The sequence below is a fragment of the Amycolatopsis rhabdoformis genome (genome assembly GCF_035918295.1).
GTDB classification, from domain to species: Bacteria; Actinomycetota; Actinomycetes; order Mycobacteriales; family Pseudonocardiaceae; genus Amycolatopsis; species Amycolatopsis rhabdoformis.
The window spans coordinates 1,462,932-1,485,821 of record NZ_CP142149.1; the positions used below are offsets into that span (position 1 = coordinate 1,462,932).

General features: G+C 71.5%; 18 protein-coding genes and 1 pseudogene. 11 read left to right on the forward strand and 8 right to left on the reverse strand.

The window, feature by feature from the left end:
• Positions 1–68: 68 nt before the first annotated feature.
• Complete coding sequence (locus tag VSH64_RS06795; RefSeq protein WP_326834621.1) at positions 69–1,403, reverse strand: diacylglycerol/lipid kinase family protein; 1,335 nt, start codon at positions 1,401–1,403, stop codon at positions 69–71.
• Positions 1,404–1,515: 112 nt separating this feature from the next.
• Between VSH64_RS06795 and VSH64_RS06800 the strand changes: the two genes are divergently transcribed.
• Positions 1,516–2,934 (forward strand): DUF2252 domain-containing protein, encoded by a 1,419-nt coding sequence (locus VSH64_RS06800; RefSeq protein ID WP_326834622.1) that lies wholly within the window; start codon positions 1,516–1,518, stop codon positions 2,932–2,934.
• A gap of 245 nt (positions 2,935–3,179) precedes the next feature.
• A pseudogene (locus VSH64_RS06805) lies at positions 3,180–3,395 on the forward strand (potassium channel family protein); the annotation flags it as partial.
• A 39-nt stretch (positions 3,396–3,434) separates the two neighbouring features.
• Here the strand turns inward: VSH64_RS06805 and VSH64_RS06810 are convergent.
• Positions 3,435–4,874 carry an MFS transporter gene (locus tag VSH64_RS06810; RefSeq protein WP_326834623.1) on the reverse strand — a complete coding sequence of 480 codons (1,440 nt, stop codon included), beginning with the start codon at positions 4,872–4,874 and terminating at the stop codon, positions 3,435–3,437.
• A 99-nt stretch (positions 4,875–4,973) separates the two neighbouring features.
• Positions 4,974–5,897 carry a quinone oxidoreductase family protein gene (locus tag VSH64_RS06815; RefSeq protein WP_326834624.1) on the reverse strand — a complete coding sequence of 308 codons (924 nt, stop codon included), beginning with the start codon at positions 5,895–5,897 and terminating at the stop codon, positions 4,974–4,976.
• Between the two features lie 78 nt (positions 5,898–5,975).
• Between VSH64_RS06815 and VSH64_RS06820 the strand changes: the two genes are divergently transcribed.
• Entirely contained in the window at positions 5,976–6,404 is a 429-nt protein-coding gene (locus tag VSH64_RS06820) for a MarR family winged helix-turn-helix transcriptional regulator (protein WP_326834625.1), read from the forward strand.
• A 337-nt stretch (positions 6,405–6,741) separates the two neighbouring features.
• On the opposite strand, the gene VSH64_RS06825 is transcribed toward VSH64_RS06820, so the two are convergent.
• Positions 6,742–7,341: a TetR/AcrR family transcriptional regulator gene (locus VSH64_RS06825; protein WP_326834626.1), complete on the reverse strand. Its 600-nt coding sequence runs from the start codon at positions 7,339–7,341 to the stop codon at positions 6,742–6,744.
• Between the two features lie 15 nt (positions 7,342–7,356).
• The gene (locus tag VSH64_RS06830) at positions 7,357–8,154 is read right to left on the reverse strand and encodes a class I SAM-dependent methyltransferase (RefSeq protein WP_326834627.1); all 798 of its coding nucleotides are present in this window, start codon (positions 8,152–8,154) and stop codon (positions 7,357–7,359) included.
• Between the two features lie 205 nt (positions 8,155–8,359).
• Between VSH64_RS06830 and VSH64_RS06835 the strand changes: the two genes are divergently transcribed.
• Positions 8,360–8,818, forward strand: coding sequence for a YkgB family protein (locus VSH64_RS06835; protein WP_326834628.1), 459 nt, complete (start codon positions 8,360–8,362; stop codon positions 8,816–8,818).
• On the opposite strand, the gene VSH64_RS06840 is transcribed toward VSH64_RS06835, so the two are convergent.
• Positions 8,791–9,933, reverse strand: a complete 1,143-nt coding sequence (locus VSH64_RS06840) for a glycosyltransferase (RefSeq protein WP_326834629.1) — start codon at positions 9,931–9,933, stop codon at positions 8,791–8,793. The two genes, VSH64_RS06835 and VSH64_RS06840, sit on opposite strands and share 28 nt — an antisense overlap.
• Before the next feature lie 288 nt (positions 9,934–10,221).
• Here VSH64_RS06840 and VSH64_RS06845 point away from each other — a divergent pair, with 288 nt between their 5' ends.
• From VSH64_RS06845 to dctA, 7 genes are all read left to right on the forward strand, one after another.
• Positions 10,222–12,105, forward strand: coding sequence for an alpha-L-fucosidase (locus tag VSH64_RS06845; protein ID WP_326834630.1), 1,884 nt, complete (start codon positions 10,222–10,224; stop codon positions 12,103–12,105).
• An 18-nt stretch (positions 12,106–12,123) separates the two neighbouring features.
• Positions 12,124–14,025 (forward strand): beta-N-acetylhexosaminidase family protein, encoded by a 1,902-nt coding sequence (locus tag VSH64_RS06850; RefSeq protein ID WP_326834631.1) that lies wholly within the window; start codon positions 12,124–12,126, stop codon positions 14,023–14,025.
• A 13-nt stretch (positions 14,026–14,038) separates the two neighbouring features.
• On the forward strand, positions 14,039–15,871 hold the full coding sequence (locus tag VSH64_RS06855) for a glycoside hydrolase family 35 protein (RefSeq protein ID WP_326834632.1): 1,833 nt from the start codon (positions 14,039–14,041) through the stop codon (positions 15,869–15,871).
• An 80-nt stretch (positions 15,872–15,951) separates the two neighbouring features.
• Positions 15,952–16,425: a carboxymuconolactone decarboxylase family protein gene (locus VSH64_RS06860; protein ID WP_326834633.1), complete on the forward strand. Its 474-nt coding sequence runs from the start codon at positions 15,952–15,954 to the stop codon at positions 16,423–16,425.
• A 1,001-nt stretch (positions 16,426–17,426) separates the two neighbouring features.
• Positions 17,427–18,287 (forward strand): amidohydrolase family protein, encoded by an 861-nt coding sequence (locus VSH64_RS06865; RefSeq protein ID WP_326834634.1) that lies wholly within the window; start codon positions 17,427–17,429, stop codon positions 18,285–18,287.
• The gene (locus tag VSH64_RS06870) at positions 18,280–19,164 is read left to right on the forward strand and encodes a substrate-binding domain-containing protein (protein ID WP_326834635.1); all 885 of its coding nucleotides are present in this window, start codon (positions 18,280–18,282) and stop codon (positions 19,162–19,164) included. Before VSH64_RS06865 ends, VSH64_RS06870 begins: the two co-directional genes overlap by 8 nt.
• A 47-nt stretch (positions 19,165–19,211) precedes the next feature.
• Positions 19,212–20,510 carry a C4-dicarboxylate transporter DctA gene (dctA, locus tag VSH64_RS06875; protein ID WP_326834636.1) on the forward strand — a complete coding sequence of 433 codons (1,299 nt, stop codon included), beginning with the start codon at positions 19,212–19,214 and terminating at the stop codon, positions 20,508–20,510.
• A gap of 67 nt (positions 20,511–20,577) precedes the next feature.
• Here the strand turns inward: dctA and VSH64_RS06880 are convergent, their stop codons facing one another.
• Together VSH64_RS06880 and VSH64_RS06885 are read right to left on the reverse strand one after the other, a co-directional pair.
• A complete protein-coding gene (locus tag VSH64_RS06880) occupies positions 20,578–21,342 on the reverse strand; it encodes a crotonase/enoyl-CoA hydratase family protein (protein ID WP_326834637.1) in 765 nt (254 codons plus the stop codon).
• Positions 21,339–22,841: an AMP-binding protein gene (locus VSH64_RS06885; protein WP_326834638.1), complete on the reverse strand. Its 1,503-nt coding sequence runs from the start codon at positions 22,839–22,841 to the stop codon at positions 21,339–21,341. Before VSH64_RS06885 ends, VSH64_RS06880 begins: the two co-directional genes overlap by 4 nt.
• Between the last annotated feature and the right edge of the window lie 49 nt (positions 22,842–22,890).

Genomic DNA, 22,890 nt, shown 5'->3' on the forward strand with positions numbered 1-22,890 from the left:
CCGACATCCTCGGTGCCCCGCGCGGCGCACGCTTCGCCCGGTGCGGATGAAAGCGTCCATTCCGGACGTCAGTGGGCCGGGCGTCCCACGAGCACCCGCAGCAGCACGCGCACCGCCTCGCCCATGCCCGAGGGCGCGGCCGCCGCCGGGGCGACCCCGGGCGCGTCGAGCGGCACCCGCACGCGCAGCGCACCCGGCAGGATCCGGAAGCGCAGCGGGGGCTCGATCTGCAGCGCCTCCCCGTCGACGCCGATGTCCACAACGGACTGTCCGGAGCTCACCACGAACTCTTCCGCCTGCCACGCGCGATAACCGGGATAGCGGGCGAGCTGCCCCGTGAGCTCCGCGGTGATCAGCGCCGGCAGGTCGCGGGCGCGGTCCACGCTCACGGTCACGATGCCGAGCGCGCCGCTGTCGAGCCGCGCGCGGGACCCGAAGCCGCTCAGCCGGTCGAGGCGGTAGGCGCCGTTGGACACGAGCACGATGTCGGCCGGCGCCGCCTCTTCGCTGTCGGGGCCGCGGTAGTGCAGGTCGAAGTGCTCGGAGTCCGGCCCGAGCAGTTGCGGCAGCTGCCCGGCGACGGTGGACACCTTGGCGTCGCGGTAACCCGGCGACTGCACCACCGTGGCGTAGACGCCGAGGGAGGCGTTGTTCACGAACACCCGGTCGCCGATCACGGCCAGGTCGATGCGGTGCTCGGCCGCCTCGCCGTAGGCGTCGAGGGCGGCGGTCACGTCCTCACGGTCGAGCCCGAGGTCGAGCGCGAAGTGGTTGCGGGTGCCGGCCGGAACGCACACGTACGGCAGGCCGTGGCGGCGGGCGACGTCGGCGACCAGCGCCTGCGAGCCGTCGCCGCCGGCCATGCCGATCACGTCGGCGTGCTGGGCGGCTTCTTCGGCCAGCGCACGCAAGTCGTCACCGCGGCGCAGCACCACGGGCATGATGCCGCGGGAGCGCGCCTCGCGTTCGAGGTCGAACTGCGCGACCTTGCCGCCGCCGGAGCGGGGGTTCATCAGCAGCACGCCGTGGCGCGCGGGCCCGACGCGATCGGCCGGCGCGCGGTGGGCCAGGTCGTGGCCGATCGCCACGCGCGCCGCCAATGCCGCGAGCACCATCAGCCCGATCACCAGCGGCAGCACCACGTACGTGCGCAGCTCGGGCAACGCGATGATGGCCAGGAGCGCGACAACCGCCACGATCGCGAGCACGACCCGCGCGAGGCCGTGGCGCACGAGCGCGGCCCAGGCCGCGATCGTGGCGATCACCAGCAGCACCACGGCGAGCACCAACTGCCACGGGCTGCGCACCGCCGCGACGACCACCACGACGATCGCGGCGGCGAGCGCGAGGAGGGCACCGAGCGCGCACGCGCGCCGGGCGAGCGACGGAGTCGGGCCGGTCATACCCCGACCCAACGCGAGGGGACACCGCCGTGTCGTCACCCCGTCCGGATGATGCCTCGTCTCACCCCGTGCGGGCGAGGAACGGGGCCCGGTGGCGGGTGAAGCTTCCTCGATGGTGCTCACGTCACGCCGCACGGCGACCGCATCCCGGGCCGATCGCATCGCGAGGGGCAAGGCCGCGCGCTCGGCCGCACCCCGCTCGAGCCACGCCGGCTTCACGCGCGAACGCGGCCGGCCGGCCCCGCTCGACCTGCTCGCCCAGCAGGACGCCACGCGGGTGCCCGAGCTGCTGCCGATCCGGTACGGGCGGATGTCGGTGTCGCCGTTCACCTACTACCGCGGGGCGGCGCTGCCGATGGCGAGCGACCTGTCCGGCACGCCGGTGAGCGGACTGCGGGTGCAGGCGTGCGGCGACGCGCACCTGATGAACTTCGGGGTGTTCGCCTCGCCGGAACGCAAGCTCGTGTTCGACATCAACGATTTCGACGAGACGCTGCCCGGCCCCTGGGAGTGGGACGTGAAGCGCCTCGCCGCGAGCCTCGAGATCGCGGGCCGCCACAACGGTTTCACGCCCCGGCAGTGCCGCGGCGTGGTGATCGGCACGGTCGAGCAGTACCGCACCGCCATGCGCGGGTTCACCGACCGCACCGCGCTCGACGTCTGGTACGCCCACGCCGACGTCGAGCAGGTGAAGGCTCTCTACGCCGATCGGCTGCGCGGCAACCGGCGCCGGCGGATGCTCGAGAAGAACATGGCTTCGGCCGTCGCGCACGACAACCTCGGTGCGTTGCGCCGCTTCACGTCGAAGGCCGGCGGCCGGGTGCACATCGAACCCGACCCGCCGATCGTGCTGCCGCTCGAAGCGCTCGAACGCGACTACTCCGAGGTCGGCGAGGTGCGCGAGCGGCTGGAAGAGATCGTGCAGGACTACCGCGCCACGCTGGAACCCGAGCGGCGCGTGCTGCTCGACCGCTACCGGCTCGTGGACCTCGCGCTCAAGGTGGTGGGGGTCGGCAGCGTCGGCACGCGGTGCTGGATCATCCTCATGCTCGGCAACGACGACCGCGATCCGCTGTTCCTGCAGGCGAAGGAAGCCAGCGCCTCGGTGCTGGAGCAGTTCGCCGGCGTCAGCCACTACGACAACGCGGGGCAACGGGTCGTGGTGGGACAGCGGTTGATGCAGACGGTGAGCGACATCTTCCTCGGCTGGATCCACGTGACCGGGTTCGACGACCGGCCGCGCGACTTCTACCTGCGCCAGCTGCGCGACTGGAAGGGCTCGGCCAACGTCGAGTCCATGGACCCGCGTGATCTGCGGACCTACGGCATGCTGTGCGCGTGGACGCTCGCCCGTGCCCACGCCCGCACCGGCGACGGCATCGCGATCGGCGCCTACCTCGGCTCGGGCGACACGTTCGACCGCGCGATCGCCGAGTTCACCCGCGACTACGCCGACCAGAACGAAAAGGACTACGCCGCGCTGAGCGAGGCCATCCGCACCGGCGCGGTCATGGCCGAGCTCGGGAAGTGAAGGCCAGGCACCTGTTCGCTCCGGCCGTGCTGCGCCCGCTGTTCACCGTGGCCACGCTCATCGCCGTGTACTACCTGCTGCCGCTGAACCGGCGGTTCGACGTGTGGACGGTCATCGGGCTGGTGGTGGGCACCGCGCTGGTCGTGGTGCTCGTGGTGGTGGAGGCGCGGGTGATCCTGCGCTCGACCCGGCCGGCGCTGCAGGGCGTGCAGGCGCTCGCGCTGGTGGTGCCGCTGTTCCTGCTGGTGTTCGCGAACGTGTACTACGTGCTGGAGTACAACCGGCCCGAGAGCTTCAACGTGCCGATGACCCGCACCGACGCGTTGTACTTCGTGGTCACGGTGTTCGCGACGGTCGGGTTCGGCGACATCGCCCCGGTCACGCAGGGCGCGCGCCTGCTGGTGACCGGGCAGATGATCGGCAACCTCCTGGTGGTGGGCGTGGCGTTGCGGGTGATCCTCACGGCCGTGCAGCGCAGCCGTTCGCGCCCGGGCCGGCGGTTACCGCTTCACGGGCCGTGGGATGAACAGCGCCGTGACGACTCCGACGAGGCCGAGGCACACGAGCAGGATGAAGGCGATGCCGAACGGCCCGTTGCCGGGAACGGCCGCGCCGGCGAGCACGGAGCCGACCAGCGCGGTGCCCAGTGACGACCCGAGGTTCGACACGCTGCGCGAGACACCCGAGATGTCGCCCTGCGCCTCGTCCGGCGAGCTCGACTGCACGAGGTTGACCGACGCCGTGAGCATCACGCCGATCCCGATGCCCATCAGCAGCAGCCCCGGCACGAACGTCCAGATGCTCGAGTCCTCCCGGACCAGCAGCAGCATCAGCAGCAGGCCGAGGGTGGTGCAGCTGAACCCGAACCGGATCAGCCGCCGCAGCGAATGCCGGCGGGTCATCCGCCCGGCCAGCGCCGAGGACGCGAGCACCCCGATGGTGGCCGGCACGAGCACCAGCCCCGTCTCGATCGCGTTGTAGCCGCGGATCTGCTGCAGGAACACCGAGGTCACGAAGAACGCGCCCTGCATGACCAGCCACTGCAGGACCTGCGTGACCAGCCCGAGGTTCGACGCGCGGCTGCGGAAGATCCTGAGCGAGAACAACGGCGCGCGGTGGTGGTTCTCGACCCGTCTGAGGTGGAAGAAGAAGATCGTGAGCAGCACGGCCCCGATCGCCACGTAGATCCACACCGGCGACACGCCGCCCTGCGGGATCACCACGGTGCCCCCGATGGTGAAGTCCTCCCGCGCCTTGATCCACCCGTAGGTCGAGGTCTGCAACACCCCGAACACCACGAAGAACAACCCCGCCGCCGACAGGACCGCGCCCCACACGTCGAACCCCGCCGGGCGGCGCGCCAGCGGGGGATCGGTGATCCGCAGCGCCAGCACGATGATCAGCACGATCACGGCCACCTGGAAGTAGAACGACGCCCGCCAGCCGAGGTAGCTCGTGATCAGGCCACCGAGCAACGGTCCCGCGGCCGCCCCCAGTCCCGCCGCCCCGCTCACGATGCCGAAGTTGCGCGCCCGCGCGTTCACGTCCTCGAACACCACGGTCACCAGGATGTAGATCGGCGGGATCAACAGCGCCGACCCGATCCCCTCCAGGAGCGAATACCCCACGACCAGCAAGCCGATGCCCTGCGCGAACGCCGAAAGCAACGCCCCGGCCCCGTACACGATCAGCCCGGCGATGAAACACACCTTGCGGCCGAGGTAGTCCGTGAGCTTGCTGCCGGGGATCATCAGCGCGGCCATGGTGAGGGTGAACAGCGTGATCGCGGTCTGGATCCCGGTCACCGTGGTGCCGATGTCCTCGGCGATCGTGCTGATCGCCACGTTCATGTTCGTGGCCGCGTAACTGGCGATGAACTGCCCCAGCGCCAACGGCAGCACGACGGCGGCCGCCGAGGCGTTCTTGGATTCCGTGGCCATCGGCGCCCCTCTCTCCGGTGCTTTACCTTGCGAAGCGCCGAGTCGGACGGCATCACCTGCTGCGGATGACCCGCCGAGCCGGGGGCGGTCCGCGGTGGCTCAAGGAGTGAAGACGATCCGCTCACCCGGGTCGGCCGGCGCCGTCCAGGTGTGTTCCACCTCCGCGAGCGGCACGGCCCTCGCCGCGGTGGTGAAGGTGCCCAGCTCCGCCAGCAGCGCCGGCAGCTCCGCCACGATCACCGCGGCCGTCAGCGAGCCCTGGCCGCTGCCCATCAGCTGCAGGTTCGCGGCGCGCAGCACGGCCGAGGGCAGCGTGACGTCGGGCCCGGCGGGGGAGCCGATCTGGACCCAGGCCAGCGGCTTCGCGCGTTCGGCGCGGTGGGTCACCAGCGCGCGCATCGCCCGCTCAGTCGGGGTGCCCCAGGTGTAGTCGAGCACCACGTCGACGTCCGCGGCTGCCGGGCCGAGCTCGTCGTCGGTGAGGGACACGACGCGGGTGGCACCCAGAGCGGGCAGCAGCGCGAGCCGGCGCGGGTCGCGACCGGCGGCGACCACTTCGGCCGCGCCGAGGTGGCGGGCGATCTCCACGGCGAGCCGGCCCGCGTTGCCCGTCGCACCGAGCACGAGGACGCGCTGGCCCGGCCGCAACCCGACGCGCCTCCGCAGGGCGACCCACGAGGACATCGCCGGGTTCATCGCGGCCGCGACCGTGACCGGGTCGGCGTCCCCGGGCAGCTCCACCGCGCGACGCGGGTCCACCACGGCGCGCTGCGCCAGGGTGCCGGGCCCGCCCTCCGCGGCGACGAAGTACACGCGCCGCCCGTCCGGCAACCGGCCGACGCCGTCGATGCCCGGCACCAGCGGCGGGCGCCCGTCGCCGGCGTAGTGGCTGCCGTCGGCGCCCGAGCGCACCCGCGGGTGCAGCCCGGCCGCGAGCACCTGTGCGACCAGTTCTCCTTCGGGCTCGGCGATTTCCTCGTACCGGGGCGGCCGGTCGAACGACCGCACGACAGCTGCATACATGGCTTCTCCCCGGGATTTAGTACGTGACACAAACCAAATTAGTTTGCGACACGTACTACGTCAAGTACGCTGTGCCGGGTGGATCAACCAGACCTGGGCCTCGTCGACGGCCTCGCGCAGCTCTCCTTCCTCGTCCAGGGCGAGCTCGCCCGCGTCGCCGCCGGCCACGACCTGTCGGTCATCCAGCTCCGCCTGCTCGGCATCCTGCGCGACCGCACCCCGGGCATGCGCGACCTCGCCCGCCACCTCGAGCTCGACAAGTCGAGCACCACGGGCCTCGTCACCCGCGCCGAACGCCGCGGCCTCGTCCGGCGCGACCCCTCCCCCCACGACGGCCGCGGCGTGCTCGTCTCCCTCACCCCGGCGGGCCGGGCGCTCGCCGCCGAAGGGGAGGCCGAGGTGGGCCGCCGGCTTCTCGCGCTGGCGGCTGGGCTGACGGAGCCGCAGCGGTCGCGGCTGGCTCAGCTGGCGAGTCTTGTGGTGGCGACGGCCGGCCAGGTCGGCTGATGCTTTCGAGCAGTGTGGCTACCGGGTTGTCCACGGGTGTGGCGTGCTCGTTTTGCGCGCTCCGCTGAGTCGGGCGCCGGCCGCCGGCTCGTGGCGCTGGTCGCCGGGCTGACGGAACCGCAACGGTCGCGGCTGGCTCGGCGGGCGAGTCTTGTGGTGGCTACGGCAGGCCAGGTCGGCTGACGCCTTCGAGGTCGCCGCGGGTGCGGCGTGTTCGTTTCGCGCACGCTGCATCGTTCGGGCGCTGGTCGCCGGTTCGTGGCGGCCAGGCTTGCGGAGCCGCAACGGTCGCGGCTGCCTCAGCTCGCGAGTCTTCTCGCGGCGACGGCGAGCCAGGTCAGCTGATGCCCTCGAGCACCGTCGCCACCAGCTCGTCCACGGAGGTCGCCACAGACGCGGTGTGTGGCACCAACGCGGAGAACACCGTCTCGTGGCACGCCCCGACCAGGAGGGCGGCCGCGGCGGCCGGGCGGGTCGTAGGGGAGAGGCGGCCCAGGTCGCGTTCGGCGTGGAGGTAAGCGAGCAGGCGGTCGCGCCATTCGTCGCCGGTCGGGGTGAGTTCGGCGAAGCGGGCGAGGACCGCCGGGTGGGTGAGCAGGCCGGCGAACGTCGGGAGGATCGCCTGGTGCAGGGCCAGGCCGTAGGTGAGGTGGGCCCGCAGGTTCGCCTCCACGCTCGCCGACCCGGGCGCCGGCAGTGCGCCCAGGTCGCGTTCGGCCTCCCGCACGTGCTCGCGCAACGCGTGGGCCAGCAGCTCTTCCTTGTCGGCGAAGTGGTTGTACAGCACGCCGTCCGCGACGCCGGCGCGGCGTGCGATCGCGCGCACGGTCAGCTTCGCCGCGCCTTCCTCGGCCATGAGGGCGCCGGCCGTCGCGATGAGGTGCTCGCGCAGGCTGCGGTCGCCGTCACGCAGGGCCGCGGCTGTTCTCGGTGACATCGTGCGCCATCGTATTCACCGCGTCGCCGTGACGAGCCACGCCGCGCCCCGCAGCCGCACCGCGCCCGGCTCGGCGAACGGCCGCAACGCCTCCTCCAGCACCGCCCGGGCGCGGGCCAGGGCGTCGGCGTCGGGCAGGTGCTGGTGGATCGGCCCCCAGCCCGCGATGAACGCCGCCGCGTCCGCCACGGCCCGGCCCCACACCTGATCGGCCTCGACGCGCGTGCACGTGACGTCGCGAAACCCAGCGCCGGCCAGCACTTCGCGCGTGTGGTCCGGATCGGCCAGTGACGTCGGCCCGCTTCCCGTGGGCAGCGGCCCGAGCGCGCCGAACACGGTCCCGAGATCGGTGCCCTCGACCTCGGTCAGGCACACGAACGCCAGCCGCCCGCCGGGCCGCAACGCGCCGCGCACCCGGGTGAACGCCGCCACCGGATCGGCGAAGAACATCACCCCGAACCGGCTCAGTGCCACGTCGAACGCCGCCTCGGCGAACGGGTGCGCCTGCACGTCACCCTGCTCGAACACCACGTTCGGCGTGTCCGCCGAACGCGCCCGCGCCGCCGCCAGCATCGGCCCCGACAGGTCCACGCCCACCACCCGGCCGGTGCCCGACCGCCGCGCCGCGAGCCGCGTCAACTGGCCCGTACCGCAGCCGAGGTCGACGACGTCGTCGCCCGGGCCCACCGCGGCCAGCAGGGCCGGGTTGAATCCGCAGTTCACGGCGTCGTAGCGGGCGGCGTGCTCGGCCCAATGCCCGCCCTCGTAGCCGTTCCACGCTCGCGCCTGTGCCGTGTTCACGATGCCGGTCACGATGTCCTCCCAGGGTTATGAACGCATGTTCATGAACATGTGTTCATCATGAACCGCGGACCGGCAGCCTGTCAACCGGCGTGGTTGGAGTCCGATGTGGACGGTTCAGGGTCCGTCAGCGATCCGTAAGGCCCGAGCCTCTCGGCTGCCGAGCTGATCTTGGTTACCGTCGGCCGGACATCCGATCACGAGAGAAGGGGCGTTCGTGAAAACTTGGGGCCGGCGGGTCGAAACCGTGGGCGGACTGGTCGTGCGCTACGGGCTTGTGCTGGTCGTCGCGTGGATCGCGGTGCTGAAGCTCACCGCGTCGGAAGCCCAGCGCATCCAGCAATACGTGTCGCACAGCCCGTTCCTGAGCTGGCTGAACCACTTCCTCGACCCGCGACCGCTCTCGATCGTGCTCGGCTCGGTCGAGTTCGCCGCCGCCGCGCTCATCGCCGCCGGCCCGTGGCTGCCCCGGGTGTCCGCGGTGGGCAGCGCGCTCGGGATCGGCATTTTCCTCACCACGCTCAGCTTTTTCGTCACCACGCCCGGCGTCGGCGACGCGGCCGCGGGTGGATTTCCCGCGCTGTCGCCGGTCGGGCAGTTCCTGCTCAAGGACGTGGTGCTGCTCGGCGCCTCGATCTGGACCCTCGGTCAGGCACTGTCCTCAGTGGACGAGTAATGCCGCCCCTTCCATCCCGCCCCACGGCCGAGGAAATGCCGCCGGGCCGAGTCCAGGGTCATCAGCGTGTACAGCAACGCCGTCACCGGCAGCAGCACGCCCAGCACCGGCCACTGCCGGTAGTAGCGCGCGATCGGCACGAACGTCGCCGCCATCAGCAGCCACGCGGCGAGCGCTGGCCACGACGGGCCGGCGAAGGTGAGCGCCGGGGGAGCGAGGAACACCAGCGCCAGGCCGAGCACCGTGCCGGCCAGTACGAGGGGTGAGTGGCGCAGCTGCGTGTACGCCGTGCGCGCCACCATGTGCCACAGGTCGGCCAGGCGCGGGTACGGCCGGACACTGTGGACGGTCGTCGCGAAGCCCAGCCAGGTGCGTCCGCCCGTCGAGGAGACCGCGCGGGCCAGGGCGACGTCGTCGATCACGGCGCCGCGGATGGCCGCGAGGCCGCCGGCGCGCTCCAGCGCACCCCGCCGCACCAGCACGCACCCGCCGGCGGCCGCGGCCACGCGTGAGCGCGGGTTGTTCACGCGCCGGAACGGGTAGAGCATCGCGAAGAAGTACACGAACGCCGGCACGATCAGCCGTTCCCACGCCGTTTCGGTGCGCAGCACGGCCATCTGTGAAACCAGGTCGAAGCCGTCGCTCACGGCCACGAGGGTTTCGAGCGAAGCCGGCCCGTGCGCGATGTCCGCGTCGGTCAGCAGCACGAAGTCCACCGCGCCGGCCTCGGCGACGCCGCGCGCGGCCGCCCAGAGCTTGCCCGTCCAGCCGGCCGGCAGTGCGTCCGGCGTCACCACCGTCAGCGGCACCGCGCCGGGCGTCGCGCCGAGAGTCCGGGCCAGCGTGCCGGTGCCGTCGGAGCTGTCGTCGTCCACGAGGATCACGCGCGCCGCGCCCGGATACCGTTGGGCGAGCAGGGTCGGCAACGTCCGCGGCAGCACCGCCGCCTCGTCCCGTGCCGGCACCACGATCGCCACAGACGGCCACCCGGCCGGCTGCGTCGCATCCCGCGGCGAGCGAGCCGGCAGCCGCTGATCCGTGAGCCAGAACCAACCGTGGCCGAAGGTGAGTCCCAGCCACACCACCAGCGTGAGCCACCCCGCCACAGTCAGCACTTCGCGGATCTTAGCCCGGCTACCCCGGCGCGGCCGCTTGACCGCATCGGTCAAGACCCATCGGACGACTGACCTTGCCCCTTCTGCTTCAGCGAGCCGAGTGAACGGCGTCAACCAGGATAAACACCGATTCCTGAGCCGGGACAGGGAATGGACAGCCCACCGCACCGCACCCGAGTAGGTCTAGACATCCGATGGATCGCGCACCTAATGTGCTGGGCGATCCACCAGCTCGTCGCCGGTCGCCGTCCGGGGCACGCGGCCGCGCGGACCCGTCAGGAGGAGCACGTGCCGATCTCGACGCGCCGGAACCTGGTTCTGGCCGCACTGTTTTCCCTCGCCGCCGCAGGAGTCGTCACGCCCGCGACGGCTTCACCCGCGACACCCGCCCAGCCGGACCACGGTTGCGCCGCACCGATCAAGCCCGCCGCGATCATCACCGTCGAGCCGTGCGACGGCATGGACCGCGTGCTGCAGAAGGCCGCCGCCGTGGTGCCGCGGGCCGGCCAGCTCGCGTGGCAACAACGGCCGGTCACCGCGTTCACCCACTTCGGCATGAACACCTTCACCGACCGCGAATGGGGTTCGGGCGCGGAGAAGGAAGCGACGTTCGCACCGTCCGCCGTCGACACCGACCAGTGGATGCGCTCGCTCAAGGCCGCCGGCGTGACGCAGGTGATGCTCACGGCCAAGCACCACGACGGGTTCGTGCTCTATCCCACCCGCTACACCAACCACTCGGTGCTCGCGAGCCCGTGGTGGGTCAGCGCCGGCTGCACCGGTGCCGACGGTGCCCGCCAAACCGCGCAGACCACGCGCACGCAGGACCCGTCGGCCTTCTGGCAGGTGCGCGACGCGGCCTGCACCAATCCGCGCGGCGACATCCTGCGCGACTACGTGGATTCCGCGCGCAGGGCCGGCCTCAAGGTCGGCGTGTACCTCTCGCCGGCCGACGGCGCCGAACTGCCGGCCAGCTTTTTCGCCGACCAGGTGAAGCGCGTCGAAGCCAAGGTCGCCGCGGGCCAGCCGCTCTCGATCGAAGAACAAGCCACCTACGACGACCGGGCGAGCGCGCCGCAGGGCCAGGGCCGCTACGGCACCGGCAGCGCCGCGACCCGGCGCACCATCCCCACGCTGGTACCCCACGACGACCGCGCCGCCGCCCTCGCCGCCGGCAAGCTGCCGCGCTTCGACGTGACCGAGGACGACTACAACACCTACTACCTCAACCAGCTCTACGAACTGTTCACCCAGTACGGCCCGATCGACGAGCTGTGGCTCGACGGCGCGAACCCGTGGCGCGACAACGGCATCAGCGAGAACTACGACTTCACCACCTGGTTCTCGATGATCCACGCGCTCTCGCCGAACACCGTCACCTTCGCCGGGCCCGCCGGCGTGCGCTGGGTCGGCAACGAGGCCGGCCAGGCGCGCACCACCGAGTGGAGCCCGCTGCCGACCACCGGCGACCCGAACACCGCGCACAACGAAGAGCTGTTCCTCGGCGGCGCGACGGCCAGCGACCTCGGCTCGCGCCAGGTGCTCGCCGACCCGTCCGTGCGCTACCTGCAGTGGGCGCCGGCCGAATCCGACGTCTCGATCCGGCCCGGCTGGTTCTTCCACCCGGACGAGCAGCCGAAAACCGCCGCGCAGCTCGTCGACATCTACCGGCGCACCGTGGGCCGCAACGCGTCACTGCTGCTCAACGTGCCGCCCGGCCCCGACGGTGAGCTCGCTCCCGCGGACGTCGCCGCGCTCGCCGCTTTCGGTCAGTCGGTGGCCGCGACCCAGGTGAACCAGGCCCACGCCCGGCCCGGGGACAAAGCCGTGGCCGCGGTGACCGACGGCTCGCTCACCACGTCGTGGACCCCGCCGCACGGGGCCTCGGAGGGCACGCTCGACGTACCGCTCGCCCGGCCCGCGACGTTCGACCAGATCCGCCTCGGCGAGGACATCAGCCACGGCCAGCACGTGGAGGGCGCGACCGTGCAGGCCGAGGTCGACGGCAAGTGGCAGACGCTCACCACCGTGACCACCGTCGGCGCCACCCGCCTGGTCACGCTGGCCGCACCGGTCACGACCAGCCACCTGCGCGTGGTGATCACGCAGGCGCGGGCCACGCCGTACCTCGCGACCTTCGCCCTGTACCGCACCGTGGCGCCCGCCGCCTGAGCCCGAGGGAACCTGCCGATGACTCGCCGTACCCGTCACCTCTCCGCCGCTCTCGCGGCCGGGGTCACGCTCGCCGCCCTGCTCACCCAGCCCGCCGCGGCCGCGCCCGAGCACCACCAGCCGCTGCCGGTCGTCACGCCCACCCCGCAGTCGCTCGGCCGCGACTCCGCCGACCTCACCGTGCCCGACGAGGTCGCGCTCGTGACCGACAGCACCACCGACGCGGCCGCGAAAGACCTCGTCACCACGTTGTTGCGCCAGCACGGCGCGCGCAAGGTCATCGTCGTCTCGCGCGGGCACGAACCGCGCCACGCGCTGGTGGTCCGCCTCGGCAGCACCGGCGCCGCGGTGCCGGCGCAGGCCGAGGGCTACTCGCTCAGCACGGCCCACGGCGAGCTCGTGATCGCCGGGCGCGACGGCGCGGGCCAGTACTACGGCGCGCAGACGCTGCGCCAGCTGTTCGTGCGGTCGGGTCACGGCTGGGCCATCAGCGGCGTGGCCGTGCACGACTGGCCGAACATGGCGTTGCGCGGTTCGATCGAGGGGTTCTACGGCCCGCCGTGGAGCACCGCCGACCGGCTGCGGCAGATCGCGTTCCTCGGTGAGGTGAAGGCCAACACCTACGTGTACAGCGCGAAGGACGACGCGTATCTGCGTGCGCAGTGGCGCGACGCGTACCCGGCCGACGAGCTGGCCACGCTCGGGCAGCTGGTGCAGTCGGCCACCGCGCACCACGTGGACTTCACCTATGCCCTTTCGCCCGGCGTGTCGATCTGCTTCTCCTCACCTGAGGACCTCGCCGCGGTGAAGGCGAAACTGCAGTCGGTGTACGACCTCGGCGTGCGCTCGTTCTCGATGCCGTTCGACGACATCTCCTACACCAAGTGGAACTGCGCCGCCGACCAGACGGCGTTCGGCGCGCCCGGCCAGGCCGCCGCGGGCAAGGCGCAGGTGTCGCTGCTGAACGCGGTGACCGCGGACTTCGTGAAGACCCACGACGGTGTCCGTCCACTGCAGACGGTGCCGACCGAGTACAGCGACCTGAAGGACTCGCCCTACAAGACCGAGCTGCGGGAGAACCTCGACCCGTCGGTGGTGGTGCAGTGGACCGGCACGGACGTGGTGCCGCCGAGCGTGACCGTCGACGAGGCCCAGCAGGTGTCCACTGTGTACGGGCGCAAGGTGTTCCTCTGGGACAACTACCCGGTGAACGACTACGGCCAGTCGGCCGGCCGGCTGCTGCTCGCGCCGTACGCCCAGCGCGAGGCCGGGCTTTCGCGGTACCTCAACGGGATCGTCGCCAACCCGATGAACCAGGAGGCGGCCAGCGAGGTCGCCGAGTTCGGGGCCACCGACTTCGCGTGGAACGACGCGGGGTACTCGCCGGACCGGTCGTGGCCGCAAGCGCTTGCGCGCCTGGCCGGCGGCGACGCTCGCTCGACGGCGGCGCTGCAGGTGTTCGCCGATCTCGAGCACCTCGCGCCGACGTTCGGTCCGACCCCGTGGCAGCCGCAGGCACCGGTGCTGGCGGCGAAGACGGCCGCGTTCTGGCAGCGGTGGAACGCGGGTGACCACCGGGTTTCCCCTCTGCGGGCCTACGCCGTGCAGATCCGCGACGCCGCGAAGGTGATCCGCGGTGGCCGGGTCGAGGCCGCGTTCGTCGACGAGGCCGCGCCGTGGCTCGACGCCGCGACGCTGTGGGGCGGTGCGATGGTCGACCAGCTCGACGCACTGGCCGCCGCCGGTCGCGGTGACACGAAGGCGGCGCAGCGGCTCACCGCCTCGGCCGACGCCCTGGTGGTGAAGGCCACGGCGGTGATGACCGGCAACACCAACCGGTGGGGCGTGCGGCAGGCGCTGGTCGGCGACGGCGTGCTCGACGCGTTCATCACCCAGGCCCGCACCGCGACGCTCGGCTGAACGGAGAATCCTCGTGAACGCAGTGAGCAGGCGGAGTTTCCTCGGCGCGGCGGCCGGGCTGGCGGCGGCGAGCACCGTGTTCGCCGGGCCGGCCGAGGCGGCCGGGCGCGGCGGGCTGACCGTGTCCGGAGAGCAGTTCCTCCTGGACGGCAAGCCGTTCCGGATCATCTCCGGTGCCGTGCACTACTTCCGCATCCACCCCGACCAGTGGCGCGACCGGCTGGAGCGGCTGCGGGCGCTCGGGCTGAACACGGTCGAGACGTACGTGGCGTGGAACTTCCACCAGCCTGACCCGGGCCGCCCGGACTTCAGCGGGTGGCGCGACCTGCCGAAGTTCATCCGCACGGCGGGGGAGGTGGGGCTGCGGGTGATCGTGCGGCCGAGCCCGTACATCTGCGCGGAGTGGGAATTCGGCGGCCTGCCCGCGTGGCTGCTCGCCGACCGGGACCTCGAGCTGCGGTGCGCCGATCCGAAGTACCTCAAGGCGGTCGACGCCTGGTACGACCACCTCGTGCCGCGGCTGGCCGCGCTCGAGGCGCACCGCGGCGGGCCGGTGATCGCCGTGCAGATCGAGAACGAGTACGGCAGCTACGGCAACGACACGTCGTACCTGGCGCACCTGCGCGACAGCCTGCGGGCTCGTGGCCTGACCAGCCTGCTGTTCGCGGCCGACGGCGCGTCGGACTTCTTCCTGCGCTTCGGCTCGCTCCCGGGCACGCTCGAAGTCGGCACCGGTGACGGAAATCCGCTGCCCAGCCTGGCGGCGCTGAAGAAGTTCCAGCCCGGCAAGCCGGTGATGATGGCGGAGTTCTGGGACGGCTGGTTCGACCACTGGGGCGAGCAGCACAACACGCGCGACCCGCAGCAGATGGCCGGGTACATCGACACGCTGCTGGCCACGGGCGCGTCGGTGAACCTGTACATGGCGTGCGGCGGCACGAACTTCGGCTTCACGAGCGGCGCCAACACCTCCGGCACCACTTACCAGCCCACCGTGACGAGTTACGACTACGACTCGCCGGTGGGGGAGGCGGGGGACCTGGGCGCGAAGTTCACCGCGTTGCGGGCGGTGATCGGCAAGTACACCGCGCTGCCGCCGGGCCCGGTGCCGGGGCGTTCGGCACGGCTGGCGCCGCAGACCGTGAAGCCGGATTCTTCGGCTTCGCTGCTGGAATCGCTGCCGGCGTTGTCGAAGGTGGTGCGCTCGGCCCAGCCGTTGCCGATGGAAAAGGTGGGGCAGGCGACCGGGCTGATCCACTACCGCACGCACGTGCAGGGCCCGCACAGCGGCACGCTCGGCATCCACGGCCTCGGCGACCGCGCGCTGGTCTTCGCCGGTGGCAAGCAGGTGGGTGTGCTCGACCGCAACACACCCGACGCCACGGTGGACGTGGAGTTCGAGGAGGAGTCGAACCAGCTCGACCTCCTCGTGGACACGATGGGGCGGGTGAACTACGGGCCCTACCTCGCCGACCGCAAGGGCATCGACGGGTGGGTCGCCATGAACACCCAGCAGAAGCTCTTCGGCTGGGAGATCAGGCCGTTGCCGCTCGACGATCTGTCCACAGTGCACTTCACCCCGGGTTCGGCCGCCGGCCCGGCCTTCCACCGCGCCACGGTGACGATCGACCGGCCCGCCGACGGGTTCGTCGCGCTGCCCGGCTGGGAGAAGGGCGTGGTCTGGCTCAACGGCTTCAACCTCGGCCGCTACTGGGACCGCGGTCCGCAGCGCACGCTTTACGCGCCGGAACCGCTGTGGCGGGCGGGGCACAACGAGCTCGTGGTGCTCGAGCTGCACCAGCCCGGTGCCGCTCTGGAGATCCGCGCGGAGGCCGACCTGGGGTGAGACGCAGGTCACTTCCTCGGCTGTCACAACTTCGCGGGCGCAGCCGTCAAGACTGCGTAACCCAGTGAAGGAGCAGACCAGTGGAAGCACGACTCAACCTCTTCGAGAACCCGGTCGCCGGCAAGTTCATGAAGTACCTGATGGCCGCGAACAAGCCGATCGCCGACTCGGGCCTGCCCGAGGCGACCCAGGAGCTCGTGAAGCTGCGTGCCAGCCAGATCAACGGCTGCGGCTTCTGCACCGACATGCACTTCAAGGACGCCGTCGCCGCCGGCGAGGAGGTCACCCGCCTCAACCTCGTCGCGGCCTGGGGCGAAGCCACCGTCTTCACCGACGCCGAACGCGCGGCCCTCGCCCTGGTCGAAGAGGGCACCCGCATCGCCGACGCCGCGGGCGGCGTCCCGGACGACACGTGGCAGCAGGCGGTGAAGCACTACGACGAGGCCCAGCTGTCGGCCCTCGTGATGCTCATCGCGCTCATCAACACCTACAACCGCATCAACGTGATCACCCAGCAGCCGGCCGGCCACTACCAGCCGGGCATGTTCGGCTGATCCGCTGCCCGGCGGCCCCGGTTGCGGGGTCGCCGTCGCTCCCGCCACTACGACGCCCTGGGCTCCCGCCGGAGTCCGGGGCGTTGTGCTGTCCGCGGGTTCCGACACGGTTTCGGGCGTGCATGGGGCCCGGCAGTCCGCGGCGTCCGGAGTTGGGGGTTTGCCACGGCGCTCCACCGCAGTGGGGCTCTGAGCGCCTCGAGCTCGGGGTGTTGCGTCGTCCGGTGAATAGCCGCCCGGGCTCGGGTCGCCGCTACGGCACCGCTCTGGCACGGTGCCTGCGGCGCAAGTCCGAGAGGTCCTGGGTGCGTTTGGGGTTGCCGTCGAGGATTGCCGCGGTGGTGCTCTGGGCTGTTGTCGGGGTTTGGGATCTTGTGTGGGGTGGTTGCCTTGGATCGGTTGGTGCCTCGGGGGCCTGCGCATGCGAGTCCGGGCAGTCCTGTGTTGAGTTCCAAGTTTCCACCGCCGGCCACGACAACGCCCTGGGTTCCTGCTGGAGTCCAGGGCGTTGTGCTGTGCGGGGGCGGTCGCTGTTGTTCCGGCACGGCTTCGGTGCCGCATAGGGCCCGGGGGTCGGCGATGCGACCTCGCGTGAGCCTGGGACTCGGGGCCGAAGTCCGGAACGTGCGCCGGCCTCTTGGCTGCAGCACCACGGCGACACCGATTCCGCCCCGCGCAAAGCAACACCACCCGACGTCCACCAACCGGACATCGAGGTCCCCCAGCCACCGGTTTTCCGCCCCCGGCGTCCGCCCTCCGAAGGCCCTCTTGTCAGGATGGCCCTTACCCCCGCCCTTCCTACCTGCGCCGACACCACCGCCGGGGTCGCTCTGCGCTCACTAGGCGCACCCGGGCGGTGATCCTGAACGAAATCGTCCCCACAATCTTCTACGAGATTGTTAACAATCGTGTATGGTCCTCGTCTGCCGGAGCGCGCGGGCTCCGGGCCGGGTCGCCGGGGATCCGGGGCGGTGCCGTTCCCCCGGTTCACAGGAGGTCACATGGACATCATCGATTCGCACACCCACGTCATCTCCCCGGACGCGGACCAGTACCCGGTCGACCCCATCGGCGGCAAGCAGAGCGAGTGGTCGAAGGCGCACCCGGTGGACATCGACGGGTTGGTGCGGGCGCTGGACGCGGCGGGTATCGCGCAGGCCGTGGTGGTGCAGGCGTCGACCGTGTACGGGCACGACAACCGGTACGTCGTCGAAGCGCTGCAGCGGCACCCCGACCGGTTCGCGGGCGTCTACTCGCTCGACGCGATGGCGCCCGACGCCGTGGAAAAGATCGACCACTGGCAGGGCCTGGGGCTCTCGGGTTTCCGCCTGTTCACCACCGGCACGACCATGCCGGGCCAGGCCGACTGGCTCGGCCACGAGGACTCGTTCCCGGCCTGGGCCCACGCCGAGAAGCACGACATCCCGATCTGCCTGCAGATGACGATCCAGGGCCTGCCCAAGCTGCGCGAGCTGCTCGACCGCTTCCCCGGCGTGCGCGTGCTGCTCGACCACTGCGCCCGGCCCGACCTGTCCGACGGGCGGCCCTACCGGCTGGCCAAGGACCTGTTCGACCTCGCCGCCTACCCGGGCGTGTACCTGAAGCTCACGCACCGCGCGCTGGCCGCGTCGGCGAAGGGGGCGTCGACGACCGAGGAGTTCCTCACCGACCTGGTCGCGGCCTACGGTGCCGGGCGCATCGCGTGGGGTTCGAACTTCCCGGCGGCCGAGGGTGTGCTGCCCGACCTGCTGGCCGAGGCCCGCGAGACGGTGTCCGTGCTGCCGGACGCCGACCTGGACCAGATCTTCGGCGGGACCGCCGCCGCTTTCTACCCGTCGCTGAAGGGTGCCCGTCGTGCCTGAGCCCACGATCCTGCGGACCGTCCTGGCCGACTACCCGCACACCGCGCCGCTGAAGAACGGCGAGGTCACCAGTGAGTCGGTGCGCCTCGACTTCCACGCGGCTTCGCCGGTGCACAAGGCCTTCGCGCCGATGGTGCGCGACGAGGCCTACGACCTGAGCGAGCTCGCCGTGGTCACGGCGCTGCAAGCGATCGCCTACGGCCGGCCTGTGGTGTTGCTGCCGGTCGTGGTCGCGTCGCGCTTCCAGCGCGGCTGCCTCATCGCGCACGCCGAGCGCCCGGTGAACCCGGCGGAGCTCAAGGGCAAGACCATCGGCGTGCGGGCGTTCACGCAGACCACCGGCATGTGGGTGCGCGCGCACCTCACCGAGGACTTCGGCCTCGCCTCGCGCGACATCCGCTGGCTGACCCGCGACGGCGCCCACGTCGCCGAATACGAGGACCCGGACTTCGTGGAGCACGGCGTCGGCGACTCGAGCCTGCCCGACCTGCTGCGCGAAGGCCGCATCGACGCCACCATCCTCGGCAACGACCTGCCCGAAGGCGACGAGTTCGTGCGGGTGATCCCCGACGCCGCCCAGCGCGACGAGCAGTGGTGGCGCGAGCACGGCTTCATGCCGATCAACCACATGGTCGTGGCGGGTTCGTCCGTGAGCCACCGGGATCCCGCCGCCGTGCGCGAGGCCTACGACCTGCTGGTGCGCGCCGACGCGAACGTCGCGCGGCCCGGGGGTGCCCCGATCCCCACGATGTTCGGCTTCGAGCGGCTGCGCGGCCCGATCGAGCTGATCGTCGACGCGTGTCTCGAACAGGGCCTGCTCCCGCGCCGCCTCGACGCCGACGAGGTGTTCGCGCCGGCGCGGCAGATCCTCGGCTAGTCCCCAGCGTTCCCACCGGAGCTTTCAACGGAGAAACCGGAAACACCATGAGCGAAACCACGTCCGCGGGCGCCCCCGAGCAGACCCGCAAGCGCAAGCCGTTCTACCAGGACCTCACGTTCCAGGTCCTCGCCGGCGTCGTCGTCGGCGTGCTCGTGGGCGCGCTCGCGCCCTCGGTCGGGCACCACGTCGACTTCCTCGGCGACATCTTCATCCACCTGATCCAGATGGTCGTCGGCCTGATCATCTTCTGCACGGTCACTCACGGCATCGCGAGCGTGCGCGACCTCGGCAAGGTCGGCCGCATCGCGGTGAAGTCCATTGTGTACTTCGAGGTGATCACCACGATCGCGCTGGTGATCGGCCTCGTGGTGGTCAACGTGCTCAAGCCCGGCGTCGGCATGAACATCGACCCCTCGACGCTGCACGCACCGGCGTCGGCCGCGCCCGCCAAGTCCGAGGGCTTCGACGATTTCCTGGTGAGCCTCGTGCCCACCTCGGCCGTCGACGCGTTCGCCAAGGGCGAGATCCTGCAGGTGCTGGTGTTCTCGGTCCTGTTCGCCTGCGGCCTCGCCGCCCTGGGCGAGAAGGCGCAGCCGGTGCTGAACATCGTGGGCACCGTGCAGCAGTCGCTGTTCTGGATCATCAAGAAGGTGATGCGCCTGGCCCCGTTCGCGGCGTTCGGCGCGATCGCGTTCACGGTGTCCAAGTACGGACTGTCCACTTTGCTTCCGTTGGGCAAGCTCGTGGGCGTGTTCTACCTGATCGTGGTGCTGTTCTTCGTGCTCGTGCTGTGGCCCGTTTCGCGCTTCGCCGGCGTGAGCCTGTGGAAGGTGATGCGCTACTTCCGCGCCGAGCTGGTGCTGGTCCTCGGCACGAGCTCGTCCGAGAGCGTGTTCCCGCAGCTCACGGCGAAGCTGGAGAAACTGGGCGTCGACGAGCCGGTGGTCGGCCTCGTCCTGCCCACCGCCTACAGCTTCAACCACGACGGCACCTGCCTGTACTTCGCCGCGGTCAGCGTGTTCCTGGCGCAGGCCACCGGCACGGACCTGAGCTGGCAGGCCCAGCTCGGCCTCCTGTTCGTCCTCCTCCTGACCTCCAAGGGCGGCGCGGGCGTCTCGGGTTCGGCCATCGCGGTGCTGGCCCTCACCCTGGCGGCCACGCACACCATCCCGGTCAGCAGCATCGCGCTGGTGCTCGGCGTCCACAGTGTCCTGTCGGCGGCCTTCGTGTTCACCAACATCGCGGGCAACTGCGTCGCCACGCTGGTCGTGGGCAAGTGGGAGAACGCGATCGACCGGGTGACCCTGCACCGGGAACTGGACGCGGGGTACGTCGCGGCGTGAGGGCGGGCTGAACCTGGGGCGGGGTTCGTGCCCTGCCTCGGGTTCAGCTCCGCCGGGCGTCTCAGGCTCAGCTGTCGAACGAACCATGCCGCCCCGCGCCGGTGGCGAAGCGGGTGGCGCCGGCGAGGGTGTCGGTGGTGAGGGAGGTCTGGCCGTGGGCGAATTCGTTGGCCAGGGCGGCCTCTTCGGATAGGCCGGGTTGTTCCAGGACGGAAGCGCGGTCCTCGCGCAGGCAGGTCTGCGGGAACGCGGCCAGCGCGTTCGCCAGCTCGAGGGCCGCGGTGAGCGACTCGCCGGCGGGGACCACCCGGTTGGCCAGCCCCATGCGCAGCGCCTCCTCGGCGGCGACCGGGCGGCCCGTGAGGATCAGGTCCAGGGCGTGGCTCTGGCCGATGAGCCGGGGCAGGCGCACGGTGCCGCCGTCGATGAGGGGGACGCCCCAGCGGCGGCAGAAGACGCCGAAGATCGCGGTGGTGTCGGCGACGCGCAGGTCGCACCACAGGGCGAGTTCCAGTCCGCCCGCGACGGCGTGGCCGGCGATGGCGGCGATGACCGGCTTGGTCAGGCGCAGGCGGGTCGGGCCCATCGGGCCGTCGCCGGTGGGTTCGGTGCGGTTGCCGCGGCCTTCGCTCACGGCCTTGAGGTCGGCGCCCGCGCAGAAGGTGCCGCCGGTGCCCCGCAGGATCGCGACGGACGCGTCGGGATCGGTGTCGAACGCGCGGAAGGCCTCGGCCAGGGACTCTGCGGTGGCGCGGTCCACAGCGTTGCGCCGCTCCGGCCGGTCGATCGTGATGATCGTGACCGGCCCGCGCTTCTCGACCAGGACGCTCATCGGCCCTCCCACAGGGGTTCACGCAGGGCGCGGCGCAGGATCTTGCCCACCGCGGATTTCGGGATCGCGTCGACCACCCGCACGCTCTTGGGCACCTTGTACCCGGCGAGCAGCCCGCGCACGTGCGCGCGCAAGTCCTCTTCGGACACCGCGGCGCCGGGCCGCAGCGCGACGAACGCCGTGACCGCCTCGACCCACGTCGGGTCGGGCGCGCCGACCACCGCGGACTCGGCCACGGCCGGGTGCGCGGCCAGCGCGTCCTCGACCTCACGCGGGTAGACGTTGTACCCGCCGGTCACGATCATGTCGCTCGCCCGGTCGACGAGGTAGAGGTAGCCGCGCTCGTCGGCGCGCGCCAGGTCGCGGGTGCGGATCCAGCCGTCCACCAGCGTCTCGGCGGTCAGCCCGGGCGCGTCGAGGTAGCCGCTCATCGTGAACGGCGCACGCACCCGGATCTCGCCGATCTCCCCCGGCGGCACGGGATTGCCGTCCGGATCGGTGAGCACCACCTCCGCGTCCACCGCCGGGTGGCCGCACGAGCCGAGCAGCTCGCCGACGTGGTCCTCCTGGCGAAGCACGGTCTGGCACAACGGCGCTTCCGTCTGGCCGTAGTACTGCACGAGCTTCGGTCCGAGCCGGTCCAGTGCCTCGTTCAGCAGCGGCCGCGGCATCGGGCTCGCGCCGTACACGATGGTGTCCAAGGTGGACAGTCCAGCGCCGGGCCCGGCGAGCAGCATCCCGAGCATCGTCGGCACCAGGTTCACGTCGGTGACCCGGTTTCGCGCGACGGCGTCCACATAGGACTCAGGATCGAATCCCGGCACCACGATCGCGCGGCCGCCGCGGATCCAGTACGGCAGCACGAAAGTGCCGCTGGCGTGGATCAGCGAAGCGGCGTGCAGCATCGCCGAATCACGACCGGGGGAGAGGAGGTTGGCGAGGATGTTGGTGGTGATGGCGGCGTAGCTCGCCTGCGTGTGCTGCGCGGCCTTGAGCGTGCCGGTGGTGCCGGACGTGTACAGCGCGAGCACCACGTCCTCCGGCGAGACCGCCACCCGCGGATCGGCCGCGGGCACCCGGTCCAGCGCGGCCACGAGATCGAGGTCCTCGGCGCGCTGCCGGTCGCCGAGGCCGGCCAGCCGCAGGCCGTCGAGCGCCTCCGCGAGCGCCACGGCCCGCTCGGCGAGCGCGGCGCTGTACACGAGCAGCGTCACGCCGGTCTCGGCGAGCATGCGGGTCTGCTCGGCCACGGCCAGGCGCGCGTTGAGCGGCACGCGGGTGATCCCGGCCTTGAGGCAGGCGAAGTCGAGCGGAATCGACCACTCGCCGTTGTCCACCAGCAGTCCGACGCGACGGGCGCCGGTGGTGAGCAGTGCGTTGGCGAGCCGGCTGGCCCGCTCGTCGACCTCGGCGAAGCTGAACTCCCGGTCGCCGACGACCACGGCCGTCCGGTCCGCGAACCGCCGCGCGCCTCGGCGCACCAACTCCACAGCGAGCATGCCGCGACGGTTTCACAGTCCGTCCGGACTGTCAACGAAGCCGGTAGGC